Origin of the sequence: Pseudomonas sp. PS01300, from assembly GCF_029960155.1 — a bacterium.
Lineage (GTDB): Bacteria > Pseudomonadota > Gammaproteobacteria > Pseudomonadales > Pseudomonadaceae > Aquipseudomonas > Aquipseudomonas palmensis.
On record NZ_JASCPN010000068.1, the window covers coordinates 1 to 17,153 of the forward strand.

Below are 17,153 nucleotides of genomic sequence, written 5' to 3' on the forward strand. Positions count from 1 at the left end.
GGTCAAGCCCGCTCCCATACGGACCGTGCGAATCCTGTGGGAGCGGGCTTGACCCGCGATGGGCTGCAAAGCAGCCCCAGCAATCAGGTGGCCACCCGCGACGTCGACCCGATCACCGCCTCCAGCACACTGAAATCGATCCAGTCGCGTACATCGAAGCGCCGCGCAATGAAATGCCACCGATGCAGAAAATCGGTGAAATCCTGCAGCGCCTCGATCGAGCGACTGTCCAGCGTGGTCCGCAGGCGTCGGTGCGCGTCCTCGCCATACGCCGCCGCCACCCAGTACTCGCTGGTGTTGAGCTCGCGCGCCAGGTAGCGCCGGGTTTCATCGGGGTTGGCCCAGGCCCACTGCTCGGTACGCAGCACCACGTCGACGATGCGCGTGCACGCGCCGAAATGCTGTTGCAGCAGGTTCAGGTCAACAGTCAGGGTGCGCGGCGTGCCGTTGTTGGAACGGATCAGCGGGTCGGGGTGCGAGCCGGTGTCGATCACCACCCGCAGGCCGAACTCGTGGGCCAGTTGCAAGGCCGAGGCCCCCTTGAGGAAGATCGCGTCGATGTCGCCGCGCAGCAGCCCGATCAGTTCGTTGTTGCGCCGGCTCACCCGGTTCATGCCCAGGGTCACCGTGGCGCCATGCACATGGGTGACCTGCTCGTCGCTGTGGGTGCCGCCGTAGGGGTAGTCCACCAGCTCAACATCGGCCACGTCCAGGCCTTCGAGCCTGAGCGCGTTTTCCAGCCCGCGCAGGGCCTGGGCGCGGGTGAAGTCGATCTGCACGTTGGCCCACTTGGGCAGGCCGAAGCGGCGGTTCTTGAGGTCGCGCACGCTTTTCACGCCGCTGTCCTCGGTGGTCAGGATCAACTGCACCTCATCGGCCCAGCTCAGCCCCAGCACGCGGGTCTGCACGCCGCTGGCGTAGGCCCAGATCGCCGGAATGTTGCCGCCGTGGCGCACCGAGTTGGGCAGGTGATGGTCGTAGTGGGCTTCGCGCACTTCGCGCTCGCTGGACTCGCGCAGCGACTGGATCGAGGTGCCCATCGGCTGGAACGCCTCGGCCAGGCGCCCGGTCTGCACGGCGATGCCAAGGCCGGTCGGCACCGGGCTGTGGGTGTACCAGAGGGTATCGAGAGGGGTGGTCATAGGGGCATCGGATCCTTGATGGGTTGTCGTTGTTGCACCAGCGGCAGCACTTCCTGGCCGATGCGCAGGGCTTCTTCCAGGTGCGGGTTGCCGGCCAGGATGAAGGTCGAGAAGCCGGCGTCGCGGTACTCGGCCAGGCGTTCGGCGATGTTCTGGTGGCTGCCCACCAGGCCCACGGTGGGGCCGGGCTTGGCCTTGGCGAAACCGGCCCACAGGTTTGGCCCAAGAATCAGGTCGTCGAAGCGCTGGATGTTCTGGTGATAGGCGCTCTGGCGGGCGCCGCCGACCGAGTCGCTGGCAGTGCTGAAGGTGCTGGAGAGGGCGCTGGGCCTGCCGTCGAGCCTGTCGAACTGGCGGCGCAGGTCGCGCCAGGCGGCCTCTTCGGTTTCGCGGGCGAACAGGTCCACACGCAGGCCGAAGCGCACCGTGCGGCCCTGCCTGTCGGCCAGCTCGCGCACGCGCTCGATGTGCGGCCTGAGCTGCTCGATCGGCTCGGCCCAGTTCAGGTACACGTCGGCGTGGCGTGCAGCCACGTCCAGGGCCGGCTCGGAGAAGCCGGAGAAGTACACCCCCGGCTTGCGTACATGGCCCAGGTGCTCGGGCAGGGCGCCGTTGTCCAGTTGATAGACCTCGCCCTGGTAGCTGAAGTGCTCGTTGCGCCACAGGCCGTCGATGATGTCGAGAAATTCGCCGGTGCGCCGGTAGCGCTGGTCGTGGTCGAGAAAGTCGCCCTGGGCGCGCTGGCTGGCGGGGTTGCCGCCGGTGATGATGTTCCAGTCCAGGCGGTCGTGGCTCAGGTGCTGCAGGATGGCGGCCTGCTGTGCGGCGTAGGCGGGCAGGGTCCAGGCGGCCTGGAAGGCGATCAGAAAGCGCAGGCGGCGGGTTTCGCGGGCCAGTGCGGCGGCCACGATCCAGGGTTCGGGGCCGGTGGGCAGCAGGGCGCCTTCGAAGCCGGCCAGTTCGGCGGCCTTGGCCACCTGGGCGATGTAGTCGATATAGGTGAAGCCGTCGGGGCGGCCGTCTGCCAGCCGGCCGGGTGCGATATGGCCGTGCTGGTGGCTGAAGCTGCCACGGTTGTGCCGGTCGGTGCTCAATTGTGGCCCGTCGGTGCCCAGGGGTAGGCGCCAGAAGAATTCGGTGCTCATGGCTGTTCCTCGGTGAATGTGCCAGAGGTGGTGCAACCGTCATGCCACGCGGTGCGGGCCCGATTTTGCGGGGGGTGGGCTGCTGCACTGCTGCCAGGGCAGCAGTGCAGCAGCAGTGGGTGCGGCGGTTGCAGCACCAGAGCAATGCCCCCCTGTGGGAGCGGGCTTGACCCGCGATTGGCCCTAACCGGCCCGCGCATAGCTGCGATGCAGCGCCGCATACGCCCCACCCCTGGCCAGCAACTGCGCATGCGGCCCTTGCTCCACCAGGCGGCCCTGGCCGATCACCACGATGCGGTCCGCCTCGCGAATGGTCGCCAGCCGATGCGCGATGATGATCGCCGTGCGCCCCTCGCACAGCCGACGCAACGCCCGCTGGATGCGCCGCTCGGTATGCACGTCCACCGCCGAGGTGGCTTCGTCCAGCACCAGCACCGCGGGGTCTGCCAGGTACGCCCGCACCAGGCACACCAGCTGACGCTGCCCATGGCTCAGGTGCGCGCCCAGCGCCCCCACTTGGGTCGCGTACTGGTGCGGCAGGCGCTCCAGCACTTCATCGGCGCCCAGCTCGCGGGCCGCCGCGATCAGCGTCGCATCGTCCGCCCCCGGTGCTGCCAGGCGCAGGTTGTCGAGGATGCTGCCGGCAAACAGCACGTTGTCCTGCAGCACCACACCCACGTGCCGGCGCAACTGCTGCTGGCTCAACTGGCGAACATCGATGCCATCGAGCTTCACCGCGCCGCCGTCCACGTCATAGAAGCGCGTGAGCAACTGCACCAGCGTGCTCTTGCCATGCCCCGACGGCCCGACCAATGCCAGCACCTCGCCCGCCCGTATGTGCAGGTCCAGCCCGTCGATCACCGGCGTTGGCGCCTGACGCTCATAGGCAAAGCGCACCTGCTCGAAGCGCACCTCGCCACGCGCCCTGGGCAACGCCACGGGCACCTGCGGGTCGAGAATCTGCGGCGCGGTGTCCAGTAGCAGAAAGATCCGCTGCGCCGAAGCCGAACCGGTGGCATAGCGCTCGAACAGGTCGGTCAGCTCCTGCAACGGCCCCAGAAACAGCATCACGTAGAACAGGCTTTCACCCACCTGGCCTACCGTCACCGAACCCTCGGCCAGCCCGTAGCCACCCACCAGCACCAGCACCGCCATGCCCATCGCGGCCAGCAGCGCGGTGAACGGCGCGAACCAGCCCGAGCGCAGGCTGCCCAGAATCAGCGCGCGGTTGAAGTCGTCCAGCAGGCCCTGGTAACGCTGCAGGTTGGTCTGCTGCCGGCCGGTCTGCTGCAGCAGGCGCACGCCGCTGACGCTCTCCACCAGGTGGGCGGTGAAGCGGCTGCGGTTTTCCGCGACCTTCGCCCAGTTGCGCTGGGCGATACGCTTGAAGCCCCAGGTGGCGAGCAGCAGCAACGGCACGCTGCCGATCAGGCTGAAGAAGAACAGCGGCTCTATCAGCCACAGCATCACCGCCGCCAGGCTGCAGCGCAGCAGGGCGCCGAGCAGCTCGGGCGGGCCCTGGATCAGCAGCGGCTCAAGCGCGTCCACGTCGCGGTCGGCCCGCGAAATGATGCGCCCGGCGCGGGTGCGGTCGAAGTAGCCCACGCTCAGCGCCTGCACGTGCGCAAACACCCGCACGCGCAGGTCGTTGAGCACGCTGATCGCGGCGCTGCCGGCGATGTACTGCGACAGCCCCGCCAGCACGAAGCGCCCCAGCCAGCTTGCCGCCAGGCCCGCGCCCAGCCACAGCACCAGCGGCGGGTCCAGCAGCCAGGCGTTGCCGTCATGGATCAGCCCGTGATCGAGCAGCTCGCGCACGAACCACGGGCGCAGAAACACGGTGAACACCAGCACCAGCTCCAGGCCGATCACCCAGCCGATCTGCCGGCGCACCGGGCGCAGCAGCGGCAGCAGGCGCCGGAACATGCTGCGGTCCAGGGCCTTTCTTGCCAGCAATTCTTCTATTTCGATATCGCTCAGGGCAGTGCCCGCTTGCGGCTTAGCCATGCTCGATCCCCAGCAGTTCACGGTAGGTCGGGTTGCGTTGCAGCAGCTGCGCATGGCTGCCGCTGTCGGCAATGCCGGTACTGCTCAGCAGCAGCACGCGGTCGGCCAGTTGCACGGTGCTCAGCTTGCTGGCGATCAGCAGCAGGGTCGGCGCATGCCCATCGCTGCGGCGCTGGCGCAGGGTGTCGAGCACACGCTGTTCACTGATCGCGTCCAGCGCGCTGGTGGCGTCGTCCAGGCACAGGATGTCGGGGGCCGCCAGCAGGGCGCGGGCCAGGCACAGGCGCTGGCGCTGGCCGCCCGAGAGGGTCACGCCACGGTCGCCCAGCGGCGTGTCCAGGCCTTGGGGCAGGCGCGCCAGCATGTCCTCGGCGCTGGCCTGGCGCAGTGCATCGAGCAGTTGCGCGTCGCTGGCCGTGGGCGCACCCAGGCGCAGGTTGGCAGCCAGGCTGTCGGCGAACAGAAAGCTCTCCTGGGGCAGCACATGCACGCGCCGGCGCAGTTCATCCAGCGCCAGGGTGCGCACGTCGTGCCAGCCCCGTGCAGCGCTGCCCAGCAGCACGCGGCCCTGGTCGGCCTCGGTCAGGCGCGGCAGCAGGCTGGCCAGCAGGCTCTTGCCGGTGCCCGTGGCGCCCACCAGCGCGACCACCTCGCCGGGTTCTATCTGCAACGAGCATTGGCTGAGCACCGCATGCCCACCGCCGGGCGCTGCCACGCCGACAGCCTCCAGCTTCAGGCCCAGCGGCCCCGGGGGCAGCGACTGCTGACCGCTGACGATGTGTACCGGCGCATCGAGCAACTGCCAGATACGCTCGGCCGAGGCGCGCGCGTCGGCGAAGGTCTGCATCACCCGGCCGATGCCTTCGATGCGAAACACCAGGGTGGTGGCGATCAGCAGCGAGGTCACCAGCTCGCCGATGCCGATGTGCCCCTGGGCCACCAGCTGCGCACCGACCACCAGGATCCACACATGCCCCAGCGCCACCACCGCCTGCGGCAGCGGTATGCGCGAGCTGGCGTAGGCCAGCGCCTGGCGTGCATGCCCGGCAAACACCTGCACCTGCGCGGCAAAGCCCTCGATGCGCTGGGCCTGCAGGCCGAACGACTTGATCACCCGTACCGCGCCGATGCCTTCGGCCAGGTCCTGGTTGACCCGGTCGTAGGCGGCGCCCACGGCCCGGTCCAGTGCCACCAGGCGCTCGGTCTGGTGCACGAAGATGCCCAGCCCGAGCACGGTCAGCAGCAGCGGCCCCAGGGCCAGCCACGGGTCGTACCAGGCCAGCAGGCCGACGGTGGCCAGCACCACCAACGGGGTTTCCACCAGTTGGCGCCAGAAGCTGATCAGCGCATCGCGCACCTTGTCCGCATCGCGGGTGGTGCGGGTGACCATCTCGCCCATGCCGTGCTGCCAGTGGTAGCCCAGGTGCAGGGCCTGCACCTGGGCCAGCAGGCGCTCGCGCAGGCGCGTGAGCAGCGCCTGGCCGAGCACCAGCGAGCCGATGGCCGCGGCGTACTGCAACACCGCGCGGCCCAGCGCCACCGCGGCTATCAGCCAGAACCAGTGCCAGGCCAGGCGTGCATCCAGGCTGCCATCGGCCAGGCGCACCACGGCGGCGCCGGCACTCACGTCGTTCAGCGCATGGCCGATCAGCCATTGCTGCCAGACCAGCCCCAGGTTGATGAAAACGAACAGCCCGGCGACCAGGGCGAAACGCCAGGGCATTTCGCGGTAGATCGCCAGGCTGCGCAGCAGCGGGTGTCGAGGGCTCATGGAAAACTCGAGGCAAAGGGGAAAGCAGGCGCAGGGCAGGCCCCGCGCCCGGTGTTCAGCGGCTGGCGCCCGCGCTCTGCCTGGCGGCGAGAATGGCGGTGTATTCGCCCGGGTCGATGCCGTTGAGGTAGTAGTTGCCCACGTGGTGCAGGCGCCAGCGGATCGGGTCGTGGGTGGTGTGCACCCGCGCATTGCGCCAGAAACGGTCCAGGTTCCATTTGCTCAGCGAGGCGCTGGCCCCCAGCAGCGAGAAGATGTCGCTGGAGATCTTCAGCGAGGCGGCATCCGAGTGCGCCCGCGCGGTGGCTACCGAGAGAATCAGCTCGTCCTGCAGGGCCTTGTCGTCGGGGGCCAGCTCGTGCGCATCGAAGGTCCGTGCGGCATCGCGCAGCAGCGATTCGGCGGCGCGCAGGGCCACGGCGTATTCACCGATCTGGCGGATGATGTGCGGCTCTTCGCTGGGGCGCTCCACCTCGCTCTCCACCCACGGGCGCGCGTGCTGGTTGAGGTAGTCGATGCCGGCCTGCAGGGCGCCGGCGGCGATGCCGGTGTCGATGGCCGCGTGCAGTATCTGCGGGAAGGTCAGCCCGGTGCGCTTCATCGGGCCCTGGCGGCGCAGCACATAGCGCTCGTCCAGCTCGATGTTGTCGAACTGCACCGTGCCGCTCACCGAGTTGTTCTGGCCGAAGGCGTCCCAGTCGTCGAGCAGGGTCAGGCCCGGCGTGTCGCGGTGCAGCAGCACCCCGGCGCCGCCGTCGTCGCTGGCGGCGGTCAGCGAGATCCATTCGGCCAGGTACGAGCCGGTGGAGTAGAACTTGCTGCCGTTGAGCACCAGCTTGCCGTCTTCGCGGCGCTCGATGCGAGTCTTGAGGGCGAACTTGTTCTTGCCGCCGACCTCGGCCAGGGCGTTGCCCAGGCGCTTGCCGGCGAGCAGGTCGGCGATCAGGCGCTCGCGCACTTCATCCGGGTAGCCGCTGAGCACACCGCGCAGCATCACGTTGTGAATCTGCAGCAGTTGCCCGACACCGCCGTCGGCGGCGGACACGATGCGCACGGTCTCGACGATGGTCTGTACCGAAGCGCCCAGCCCGCCGAACTGCGCGGGCACGCCGATGGCGGTCAGGCCGCTGTCGGACAGCAGCTGGGCCTGGCGACGCGGCAACTGGCGGTTGTTGTGCCGGTCGCGGGCCAGCTCGGCGATCTGGCCGGCGATTTCATGGGCGGCGGCGATGGCCTGGGCGGCGCTTTCCAGGCGGCGGGGCGGGGTACTCATGCTGGGGCTTCCTTGAATGAACAGGTTTCAGGCCCTTGAGCAGGTTCTGTGCCACACGCCGCAAAGCCTTGTGCCACAAGGACTGCGGCCAGGTGCGGGCGGCGGGGTGCTGCTGGGGCAGCAGCGGGGCGCCGATTGTTGCTCTGGCAGCAGCAGGGCAGCTGCAACACTGCTGCCAGGCCAGCACCCGGTGTTCAGAAGGTCTCTAGAAAACCAACAAAAACAATGAGTTGGTGAGTTGGCACGGGCGCTGCAATGGCATGGCTACCTTCGCTTGATGGAACATGCCCATGTCAATCGCCGCTACCTTGCCGTTGCCTGCCGCACCGGCCCTCGAACAGATCTGGTTCACCCGCTGCCCGGTGCCGACCGCCTCCGGCATCGCCTACACCCTGGGCTGGCTGGGGGAGGAATTCGCCGCCGACGGCCTGCCGGTGGAGACCCTGCAGGAGGCCCGCCAGCTCGGCCATCACCACTACGATCACCAGTTGCCCGGGCTGTTTCGCGAGGGCGGCAACGTGCCGGCCCTGGCCGCCCGCGCCGCCGGTTCGCCCAGCCGCCTGATCGGCCTGACCTGGATCGAGGAATGGCAGACCGTCCTGGTACGCCCCGACTCCGGCATCCGCAGCGCCCGGGACCTCAAGGGCAAGCGCCTGGCGCTGCCGGCCTGGGGCGACAACCGCCCGGGCAGCATCGCCCGTGCCATGAGCCTGCATGGCTACAAGGGCGCGCTGAGCCTGGCCGGCCTGAGCTTCGACGATGTCGAACTGGTGGAAGTGGCGCTGCACAACCAGGACGACGCCCCCACCCCCGAGCAGGGCCTGCAGCGCCTGTGGTCGGGGCTGGACTACCTGGCCCGTGGCGAGGTCGACGCGGTGTACGTCAAGGGCGCCGCCGCTGCCGATGCAGCGCGCCGCCTGGGCCTGGTGGTGGGCATCGACCTGGACCAGATCAGCGACCCGCGTTACCGCATCAACAACGGCACGCCACGGCCGATCACCGTGCACCAGAGCCTGCTGGACAACCACTTCGAGCTGGTGGTGCGCTTCCTGGCGCAGACCCTGCGCGCCGCCGACTGGGTCAGCCACAACCGCGAGGCACTGCTGCGCATCCTGCAGGACGAGACCCGCGCCGGCGCCCAGGGCGTGGACGAAGCCTACCGTGGCGACTTCCACACCACCCTGGCCCCGGACCTCTCGGCCCAGCGCCTGGGCTACCTGGACATCCAGAAGACCTTCCTCAACCTGCATGGCTTTCTCGAAGCCGATTTCAACCTCGCCGACTGGGTCGACCCGCGTCCACTGCAAGCTGCCCATCAACTGCTGGCCCGGCGCGCCCGCGCCTGAACCAAGGAGTCCGCCATGACCGTACTGACCACCGAGCACCTGATCGACGCCGACCTCAAGGCCTTCATCGAGCAGGTGCTGCACGAGGCCGAACAGGCCTTCACCGTGTTCCGCGAAACCAACACCATCACCGCCGCCGGCACCGTGGGCTTCATCGAGCGCGTACCGGGCCGCGAGCTGCTGGTGTCGGTCAACTACCCAGGCCCGTGGGACTACCGCAAGCCGCTGCAGGCCACGGTCAGCGACTTTGCCGGCAACCTGGTGCATGGCCAGGGCAAGGGCGGGCTGGGCCGCTACACCCGGCTGTTTCGCGAAGACGCCGGCATCACCACGGTGTCCCACGTGCACACCCCGTACCTGGGCGCCTGGGCGCAGACCCAGCGCAGCCTGCCGTTCCACTACGTGCCGGTGCAGCGCTACCAGCTGGCCCGCGAGCTGCCGGTGTACATCGACCGGCGCCAGGACGAGGTCGACTTCATTCTCGAGCGCCTGGCCGAGAACCCCTACACCCCGGCGATTCTCGAAGCCAACGGCGGTGCGACCGTGTGGGGGCGCCAGGGCCTGCGCGCCACCGCCGAATTCATCCTGCTGCTGGAGGAGGGCGCGCAACTGCAACTGCTGGCCGAGTCCATCGGCGGCTCGCGCCCCTACGGCCCCGGCGTGCTCACCCAGCAATGGAACATGAGCAAGCTGATCGACCGCGCCCACGCGCTGGGCCTGGTCCCGGCCATCGACCGCCCACGCGCCTGAGGAACCTGCCATGGCCATCAAGATCCTGTGGTACCTCACCAGCCCCGACGGCCCCTACCCGTGGGAGCCCCAGGGGCGCTGGAAAACCGATTTCGCCCACCTCAGGCAACTGGCGGTGGCCAGTGACCGCCTGGGGTTCTACGGCGCCCTGCTGGGTTCAAGCCCCAACGAGAGCCTGGCGGTGTCGGCGGCACTGATCGATGCCACCGAGCGCCTGCGCTTTCTGGTGGCGCAGCACCCGGGCGAGCTGTCGCCGGCGGTGCTGGCCAAGTGGGCGCTGACCTTCGACGAGTTCTCCAACGGCCGCCTGCTGTTCAACGTGGTCAATGGCAGCGACGCGGGCCTGGCCACCCTGGGTGTGCATTACCCGCACGATGAGCGCTACCAGTTCAGCCTGGAATACTGGCGCGCCTTCCAGCGCATCTATGCCGGCGACACCGCCGGTTTCGACGGCCAGTACGTGCAGCTCGCGCCACGCCCGGCTGCGGCGGCGCGCCATCCGCTGGGCGGCTGGCACCCGCCGCAGCGCCTGGCGGTACCCCTGTGGGGCGCCGGCACCTCGGACGTGGGCGTGGCGCATTCGGTGCAACTGCTGGACGTGTACCTGAGCTTTGCCGACACCCCGCCCAGGCTGGGCGACAAGTTCCGCCGCGTGGCCGCCGAAGCGGCGAAGATCGGCCGCGAACTGACCTACGGCACGCGCCTGCAGGTCATCGTGCGCGAGACCGAGGCCCAAGCCTGGGCGCATGCCGAGAATCTGCTGCAACAGACCTCCCTGGCCACCGCCCGCGCCGCCATCGAGCGCCGCCTGCCGCCGGGCCAGACCCTGGACACCTTCCACAGCGACAACCCGCAGGTGCAGCGCAACGTGCAGAGCATCCGCGACGGGCGCCTGCCCACTGCGCGCGAGCTTGAGATCTACCCCAACGTGTGGACCGGCCCCAGCCTGTTCGGCTTCGACATCCTCGGCCCGTCGTCCGGCACCTACCTGGTGGGCAGTGCCGAGCAGGTGGCCGAGCGCATTCGCGAGTACCAGCAGCAGGGCACCTCGGCGTTCATTCTCTCGGGCTTTCCGCTGATCGATGAAGCGCACCGGGTGGCCGACCTGCTGTTCCCGCTGCTGGAACTGGACCACGGGTTCGAGATCCCGCGCCTGGGTGCGCGCACCGCTGTCGAGCCGGCCTAAGGAGCTGCCCATGCCTCATGAATTCTCGCGCCGGATCTTCCTCGGCAACAGCCTGGCCGTCGGTGGCGGCCTGCTGCTGGGCTCCAGCCTGCTGGGCGGCTGCGATGCCGGCGGGCCTGCCAGCAACGCGGCGGCCATCGCACGCCCGGGCACCCCGGTGCACGGCGGGCGCCTGCGCGTCGGCATCATCGACGGCGACCAGGCCGGCAACCTGGATGCACACAAGCCTTCCGGTGGCGGGATCATTCGCGGCTGGGCGCTGTACAGCAAGTTCTGGGAATGGAACGACGACGTCAGCACGCGCCTGGGCCTGGCCGAATTTGCCGAGCCCAATGCCGATGCCAGCGCCTGGACCATTCGCATCAAGCCGGGGCTGGAGTTCCACCACGGCAAGAGCATCGGCGCCGACGACATGCTGTTCTCGATCCTGCGCCTGACCGACCCGAAACTTGCCTCGCCATTTGCCGGGCTGGTGGGCGCCATCGACCGCCAGGCGCTGCGCAAGCTCGACGAGCGCACCATCGAGATCCGCTTCAAGCAGGGCCGCAGCTTCTTCCCGCTGGACGAGACCCTGATTGCCTTCGGCGGCATCGTGCCCACCGACTACGACCCGGTCAGCAACCCGGTGGGCGCCGGCCCGTACCGGCTCAAACGTTTCGTGCCGGGCCAGCGTGCGCTGTTCAGCCGTTTCGAAAACTACTACAAGCCCAACCAGCCGTACGCCGACGAGCTGGAGATCATCGAATTCAAGGACCAGGTATCGCGCGTGGCCGCCCTGCGTGCCGGGCAGATCGACATCGCCAGCGGCGTGCAGGCCGAGCACAGTGCCTTGCTCAAGGCCGACCCGCGCCTGCAACTGGTGGTGTCGCCCACCACCTCGTTCAGTGGCTTCAACCTCAACACCGCCAAGGCGCCGTTCCAGGACGAGCGGGTGCGCCAGGCCTTCCGCCTGCTGGCCGACCGCCAGGAGCTGGTGGGCCGTGGCCTCAACGGTTTCGGGCGCATCGCCAACGACCTGTATTCGCCAACCGACCCCACCTACAACCATGCCATCGCCCAGCGCCCCTTCGATCTGGTCCAGGCCCGTTCGCTGCTGCGCCAGGCCGGGCAGACCGACCTGCGCATAGAACTGACCACCACCGCCAACGAAATCAACGCTGCCCTGGTGTTCGCCCAGCAGGCGAAGAAGGCCGGGGTCCAGGTCAAGGTCACGCCGGTGGACGCCTCGGTATTCAACGGCCCGCAGAAGGAGCAGTGGCTGATGTCGCCCGGCTCGACACCGGCCCGCGGCTTTCTGGCCACCGGCCTGCACAACGATGCACCGCTGGCGATCTACAACCGCAGCAACTTCCGTGACGAGCGCTTCAGTGCGCTGTTCACCCAGGCCCTCGGCCAGCCGGATCTGGCGCAGCGCAAGCAACTGGTACACGAGGCGCAGGCCATTCAGCACCAGCGCGGCGGCCTGCTGATCTGGGGCTTCACCGACGTGCTGGACGCCGCCTCGAACAAGGTCGGCGGCCTGCACGGCGAACAGACCACCTTCGCCTCCTGGCGCTTTGACAGCCTGTGGTTGAACCATGCCTGAACCGTGCGCAACCTCTCATCGACTGCCGGCCTGGCTGCCCTGGTTCATCGGGCGCCTGGGCTACGGCCTGCTCACCGCCTGGGTCATCAGCCTGGTGGTGTTCATCGCCACCCAGGCGCTGCCCTCGGACCCGGCGCGGGTGATCCTGGGCCCCGACGCGCCGCTGGAGAGCATCCAGACCCTGCGCGAGCAACTGGGCCTGAACCGGCCGATCCTGCTGCAGTACCTGAGCTGGCTGGGGCAGGTGCTGCACGGCGACCTGGGCATCTCGCTGGATTCGAACCAACCGGTGGCCGGCATCATTCTCGCGCGCTTTGGCAATACCCTGGCGCTGCTGGGCGGCGTGCTGCTGGTGGTGGTGCCGCTGGCGTTGAGCATCGGCGTGAGCCTGGCGCTGCGGCGTGACAGCCGCCTGGACCGCTGGGCGCTGTCGGCGCTGATCTTTCTCAAGGCCACCCCGGGTTTTCTGCTGGCCATCGGGCTGGTGCTGCTGTTTTCCATGCCGCAGTTCAGCCTGCTGCCGGCGGTGTCGATCCTCGACCCGGACAAGCACCTGTGGCAGCAGCTGGAGTTTCTGCTGCTGCCGATCCTGGCCCTGAGCCTGTCGTCGCTGCCGTACCTGGCGCGGCTGGTACGCGCCTCGATGATCGAGGCGCTGGAATCCGACTACGTGAGTGCGGCGCGCCTGCGCGGGGTGCCCGAATGGCGCATCGTGTGGCGCCACACCTTGCCCAACGCGCTGGTGCCGGCGGTGCAGGGCGTGGCCCTGACCTTGCGCACTCTGATCGGCGGCGCGCTGCTGGCCGAGGTGATCTTCAGCTACCCCGGCATCGGCACCCAGCTCAACACCGCGATCCAGATGCGCGACCTGCCGCTGATCCAGGGCGTGGTGCTGGTGATCACCCTGGGCGTGGTGGCGATCAACCTGCTGGCCGACCTGCTCACCGTGCTGCTGACCCCCAGGCTGCGCACCGCGCGGCGGGCCACGCTGATCCAGCGCAACCGTCGCGGCATCCAGAGCTGGTGGCGCCGCCCGGCAGCCAAGGCCCCTTGAGAGGAAGAAAGCATGTTCAGTGCAAGTGTCTGGCGTGAGCCGCAAATTCGTCGGGGTGGGCTGGTGACCCTGGCCATCGTGCTGCTGGCGCTGCTGGGCCCGTGGCTGGCGCCGCATGCGCCCACCGACATGGTTGGCGGGGTGTACGGGCCGCCCAGCGGCGAGGCGCCGTTGGGGCATGATTTTCTGGGCCACGACGTGGTGTCGCGGCTGCTCGGTGGCGGTGTGTCGATCCTGTGGATGTCGCTGGCGGCCGCTGCCATTGCGCTGGTGCTGGGCACGGCGCTGGGGCTGCTGGCCGGGCTGTCGCGCCAGCGCCTGGACCAGGCCATCACCTGGCTGGCGGATGTGTGGCTGGCGTTTCCGGACCTGATCCTGGTGCTGCTGATCGTGTCGATGCTGGGGCGCGCGCCGTGGCTGATCGTGATGACCGTGGCAATTGCCTTTACCCCCGGCGTGATCCGCCTGGCGCGCGGCAGTGCGGTGGCGGTGGCCAGCCAGGAGTTCGTGGAGGCGGCGCAGATGATGGGCTTTTCGCGCACGCGGATTCTGCTGCGCGAGATCCTGCCCAACGTGCTCACGCCGCTGTTGGTGCACTTTGGCAACATGCTGACCTGGGGCGTGGGCATGTTGTCGGGCCTGAGCTTTCTGGGTTACGGCGTGGCGCCGCCGGCGGCGGACTGGGGGCTGATGATCAACGAGAACCAGGCCGGGCTGCTGGTGCAGCCGTGGGCGGTGCTGGCACCGGCGCTGCTGATCGGGGTGTTCGCCTACGGCACCAACATTCTGGCCGAGGGCATTGCCCGGCACAGTGCGGGAGAACGCAAATGAATGCGCATGCCTTGATGGCCTCTTCGCCGGCAACGCCGGCGCCTACAGGTTTTGCACCGTCTGTAGGAGCCGGCGTTGCCGGCGAAGCGTTGCGGGTCGAGAACCTGCGGGTCGAACTCGCCAGCGGCGCCGATATCATCGACCACATCCACTTCAGCCTGGCCCCCGGTGAAATCCTCGGCCTTGTCGGCGAGTCCGGCTCGGGCAAGACCACCCTGGCCACCGCGCTGCTGGCCCATGCCCGGCGTGGTGCGCAGATTGCCGGCGGGCGCATCGACATTGCCGGTGCCTCGCTGCTCGAGCTCAAGGGCGATGCCCTGCGCCGTGCCCGCGGCGGGCTGATCGGCTATGTTGCGCAAGACCCGGCCATGGCCCTCAACCCGGCGCTGCGCATCGGCAACCTGCTGCGCGAAACCCTGCTGGCCCACGAGCCGCAGCTTGCCCGTGCGGCCCAGGCCGACCGCCTGCAGCAGACCCTGGTGGACGTCGGCCTGCCCGGCGATCGCGAGTTTCTCAGGCGCTTCCCCCATCAACTGTCCGGCGGCCAGCAGCAACGGGTGATGCTGGCCCTGGCCTTCGTGCTGCGCCCGCGCCTGATCGTGCTCGACGAACCCACCACCGCCCTCGACGTCGGCACCCAGGCGCACATCCTGCAAACGCTGCGCAGGCTGTGCAAGGAGCAGGGGGTGGCAGCGGTGTACGTGTCCCACGACCTGGCCGTGATCAAGGACCTGGTCGACCGCGTGATGGTGATGTACGCCGGGCGCATCGTCGAGGTGGCGCAGCGCGAACGCCTGTTCGCGCGGCCCGCGCACCCGTACACCCTGGGCCTGCTGGCGGCGATTCCGGACGTGGCCCGCCAGCGCCCGTTGCAGGCGATTGCCGGCCATGCCCCGGCGCCCGGCCAGCGCCCGCAAGGCTGCGCCTTCGCCCCGCGGTGCGCGCGCCGCAGCGCTGCCTGCACCTCGCTGGAGCCGTCGCTGAATGCGCTGGACAGCGCGCAGCAGGTCGCCTGCCTGCACCCGCAACTGACCGCCGTGGCCGCGCCGGCGGTGGTGCCGGCAACGGTGCTCAGCTGCGCTGACACGCCGCTGCTGAGCCTGCGCGACCTCAACCTGAGCTACGACCGCCAGGTGCTGTTCGACCTGTCGCTGGACCTGTACAAGGGCGAATGCCTGGCGGTGGTGGGCGAGTCGGGCTCGGGCAAGACCAGCCTGGCGCGCACCTTGGCGGGGCTGGGCGATACCGCCCAGGCCGAGCTGACCTTCGATGGGCAGCCGCTGAGCCTGCTGGCGCGCCAGCGGCCCGCGGCCACGCGCCACCGTATCCAGTACATCTTCCAGAACCCGTACCGCGCCCTGAACCCGCGCCAGACCGTGGCGCAGTGCCTGCAAGCGCCCCTGGAGCACTTCTTCGGCCTCAAGGGTGCGGCCTGCCGGGCGCGTATCGACGCGGCGCTGGCACGGGTCGCGCTGCCCCCGGATGCGGCGCACAAGTACCCGCATCATCTGTCGGGTGGCGAGCGCCAGCGCGTGGCGATTGCCCGCGCGCTGGTGTGCGAGCCTTCGGTGCTGATCTGCGACGAGGTAACCTCGGCCCTGGACGTGTCGGTGCAGGCGGCGATCCTGGCGCTGCTCAAGCAGTTGCAGGGCGAGGGCATGACCCTGCTGTTCGTCACCCACGACCTGGGCGTGGTGCGCGCCATCGCCGACCGCGTGGTGGTGGTCAGGGAAGGGCGGATTGTCGAGCAGGGGCCGGCGCAGGATGTGCTGGACCACCCCCAGGCGGCGTACACCCAGGGCTTGCTGGCGCACTCGCCACGGCTGGGCTGAGCGGGCGGCCGGCGTGCATCAGCGCATGCACCAGCAGGCCGGTCAGCAACCCCCAGAACGCGCCGCCGATACCCAGCAGGGTGACATTGGCGGCGGTGGCCAGAAAGGTGATCAGCGCGGTCTCGCGGGTACGCGCATCGCCCATCGCGCTGGCCAGGCTGCCACCGATGGCGCCCAGCAGGGCCAGCCCGGCGAGGGTGGTGACGAAGGTGCGCGGCAGCACCATGAACAGGCTGGCCAGGGTCACGCCGAAAACCCCCACGGTGACGTAGAACACCCCGCAGGCGATGCCGGCGAGGTAGCGCCTGGCCGGGTCGGGGTGCGCGTCCTTGCCGGTGCAGATGGCCGCAGTGATGGCGGCCACGTTGAACGCATGGGCGCCAAACGGCGCCATCAGCAGCGACCCCAGCCCGGTGACCGTGATGATCGGGTTGGCGCTGGTGGTGTAGCCGTCGTTGCGCAGCACCAGCATGCCCGGCATGTACTGCCCGGTGAGGGTGATGACGAACAGCGGCAGCGCCACGCCGAACAGCGCGCCAAGGCTGAACTGCGGAGTTTCGAACACCGGCAGCGCCATGCTCAGGTGCACGCCGTGCAGGTCCAGGCGCTGCTGGGCCAGCAGCATGGCCAGGCCCGCCACCAGCACCCCGACCACGGCAAAGCGCGAGGTGAAGCGGCGCAGCACGGCGTAGGTGAGCACCAGCACGATCACCAGCAGCGGGTCGGCGCTGGCCCCGCCGAAGGCGTTGACCCCGAACTGCAGCAGGATGCCTGCCAGCAGCCCGGCGGCGATGCCGGCCGGTATCCAGCGCACCAGCCGCTCGAACACCCCCGACAGCCCCAGCAGGATGAAGCCGATGGCGCACAGTACGTAGGCGCCGATCACCTCGCCATAGGGTGTGAACGGCATGACCGTGGCCAGGAACGCCACGCCCGGGGTGGACCAGGCGGTGATGATCGGCGCGCGGTAGCGCCAGCTCAGCCAGGCCCCGGTCAGGCCCACGCCGATGCTCACCGACCACACCCACGAGGCGGTTTGCGCGGCGGTCAGGTTGCCCAGTTGCGCGGCCTGGAACACCAGCACGAAGGTGCCGCCATAGTTGACCATGACGCTGATCAGGGCGGCCAGGGTGGGTGAGACGAGGTCACGCGGGTGCAGGCGCGAAGCGGTTCGGTTCATGGGCAGGTCCTTGCGGGATGGGCTGGGGTGCCGAGCGTATCCGCGCCAGGG

13 protein-coding genes are annotated in these 17,153 nt (G+C 69.2%); 7 read left to right on the plus strand and 6 right to left on the minus strand.

Going from position 1 to position 17,153, the window contains the following annotated elements:
- Positions 1-83 precede the first annotated feature (83 nt).
- The 5 genes from QMX96_RS23125 to QMX96_RS23145 form a co-directional block, all read right to left on the minus strand.
- The gene (locus QMX96_RS23125; RefSeq protein WP_282362539.1) at positions 84-1,142 is read right to left on the minus strand and encodes an ABC transporter substrate-binding protein; all 1,059 of its coding nucleotides are present in this window, start codon (positions 1,140-1,142) and stop codon (positions 84-86) included.
- Positions 1,139-2,287 carry an LLM class flavin-dependent oxidoreductase gene (locus QMX96_RS23130; protein ID WP_282362540.1) on the minus strand — a complete coding sequence of 383 codons (1,149 nt, stop codon included), beginning with the start codon at positions 2,285-2,287 and terminating at the stop codon, positions 1,139-1,141. Before QMX96_RS23130 ends, QMX96_RS23125 begins: the two co-directional genes overlap by 4 nt.
- Before the next feature lie 183 nt (positions 2,288-2,470).
- Positions 2,471-4,294, minus strand: coding sequence for an ABC transporter ATP-binding protein (locus tag QMX96_RS23135; protein WP_054915370.1), 1,824 nt, complete (start codon positions 4,292-4,294; stop codon positions 2,471-2,473).
- Positions 4,287-6,065 (minus strand): ABC transporter ATP-binding protein, encoded by a 1,779-nt coding sequence (locus tag QMX96_RS23140; protein ID WP_282362541.1) that lies wholly within the window; start codon positions 6,063-6,065, stop codon positions 4,287-4,289. The genes QMX96_RS23135 and QMX96_RS23140 overlap by 8 nt, the downstream gene beginning before the upstream one ends.
- 55 nt (positions 6,066-6,120) lie before the next feature.
- Positions 6,121-7,338 carry an acyl-CoA dehydrogenase family protein gene (locus tag QMX96_RS23145; protein WP_282362542.1) on the minus strand — a complete coding sequence of 406 codons (1,218 nt, stop codon included), beginning with the start codon at positions 7,336-7,338 and terminating at the stop codon, positions 6,121-6,123.
- 290 nt (positions 7,339-7,628) lie between these two features.
- On the opposite strand from QMX96_RS23145, the gene QMX96_RS23150 reads away from it, so the two are divergent.
- Genes QMX96_RS23150 through QMX96_RS23180 form a run of 7 tightly spaced genes read left to right on the plus strand, consistent with a single transcriptional unit; the run spans position 7,629 to position 15,922 of the window.
- A complete protein-coding gene (locus QMX96_RS23150) occupies positions 7,629-8,684 on the plus strand; it encodes an ABC transporter substrate-binding protein (protein WP_282362543.1) in 1,056 nt (351 codons plus the stop codon).
- A 15-nt stretch (positions 8,685-8,699) separates the two neighbouring features.
- Positions 8,700-9,434 (plus strand): class II aldolase/adducin family protein, encoded by a 735-nt coding sequence (locus QMX96_RS23155; protein WP_043860481.1) that lies wholly within the window; start codon positions 8,700-8,702, stop codon positions 9,432-9,434.
- 10 nt (positions 9,435-9,444) lie between these two features.
- On the plus strand, positions 9,445-10,620 hold the full coding sequence (locus QMX96_RS23160) for an LLM class flavin-dependent oxidoreductase (RefSeq protein WP_282362544.1): 1,176 nt from the start codon (positions 9,445-9,447) through the stop codon (positions 10,618-10,620).
- A gap of 10 nt (positions 10,621-10,630) precedes the next feature.
- Entirely contained in the window at positions 10,631-12,205 is a 1,575-nt protein-coding gene (locus tag QMX96_RS23165) for an ABC transporter substrate-binding protein (protein WP_282362545.1), read from the plus strand.
- Positions 12,198-13,259, plus strand: coding sequence for an ABC transporter permease (locus QMX96_RS23170; RefSeq protein ID WP_043860484.1), 1,062 nt, complete (start codon positions 12,198-12,200; stop codon positions 13,257-13,259). Before QMX96_RS23165 ends, QMX96_RS23170 begins: the two co-directional genes overlap by 8 nt.
- A 12-nt stretch (positions 13,260-13,271) precedes the next feature.
- Complete coding sequence (locus QMX96_RS23175; RefSeq protein ID WP_043860485.1) at positions 13,272-14,090, plus strand: ABC transporter permease; 819 nt, start codon at positions 13,272-13,274, stop codon at positions 14,088-14,090.
- A complete protein-coding gene (locus QMX96_RS23180; protein ID WP_282362546.1) occupies positions 14,087-15,922 on the plus strand; it encodes an ABC transporter ATP-binding protein in 1,836 nt (611 codons plus the stop codon). Before QMX96_RS23175 ends, QMX96_RS23180 begins: the two co-directional genes overlap by 4 nt.
- Here the strand turns inward: QMX96_RS23180 and QMX96_RS23185 are convergent.
- Entirely contained in the window at positions 15,816-17,102 is a 1,287-nt protein-coding gene (locus QMX96_RS23185; RefSeq protein ID WP_104573100.1) for a benzoate/H(+) symporter BenE family transporter, read from the minus strand. The genes QMX96_RS23180 and QMX96_RS23185 overlap by 107 nt on opposite strands.
- Between the last annotated feature and the right edge of the window lie 51 nt (positions 17,103-17,153).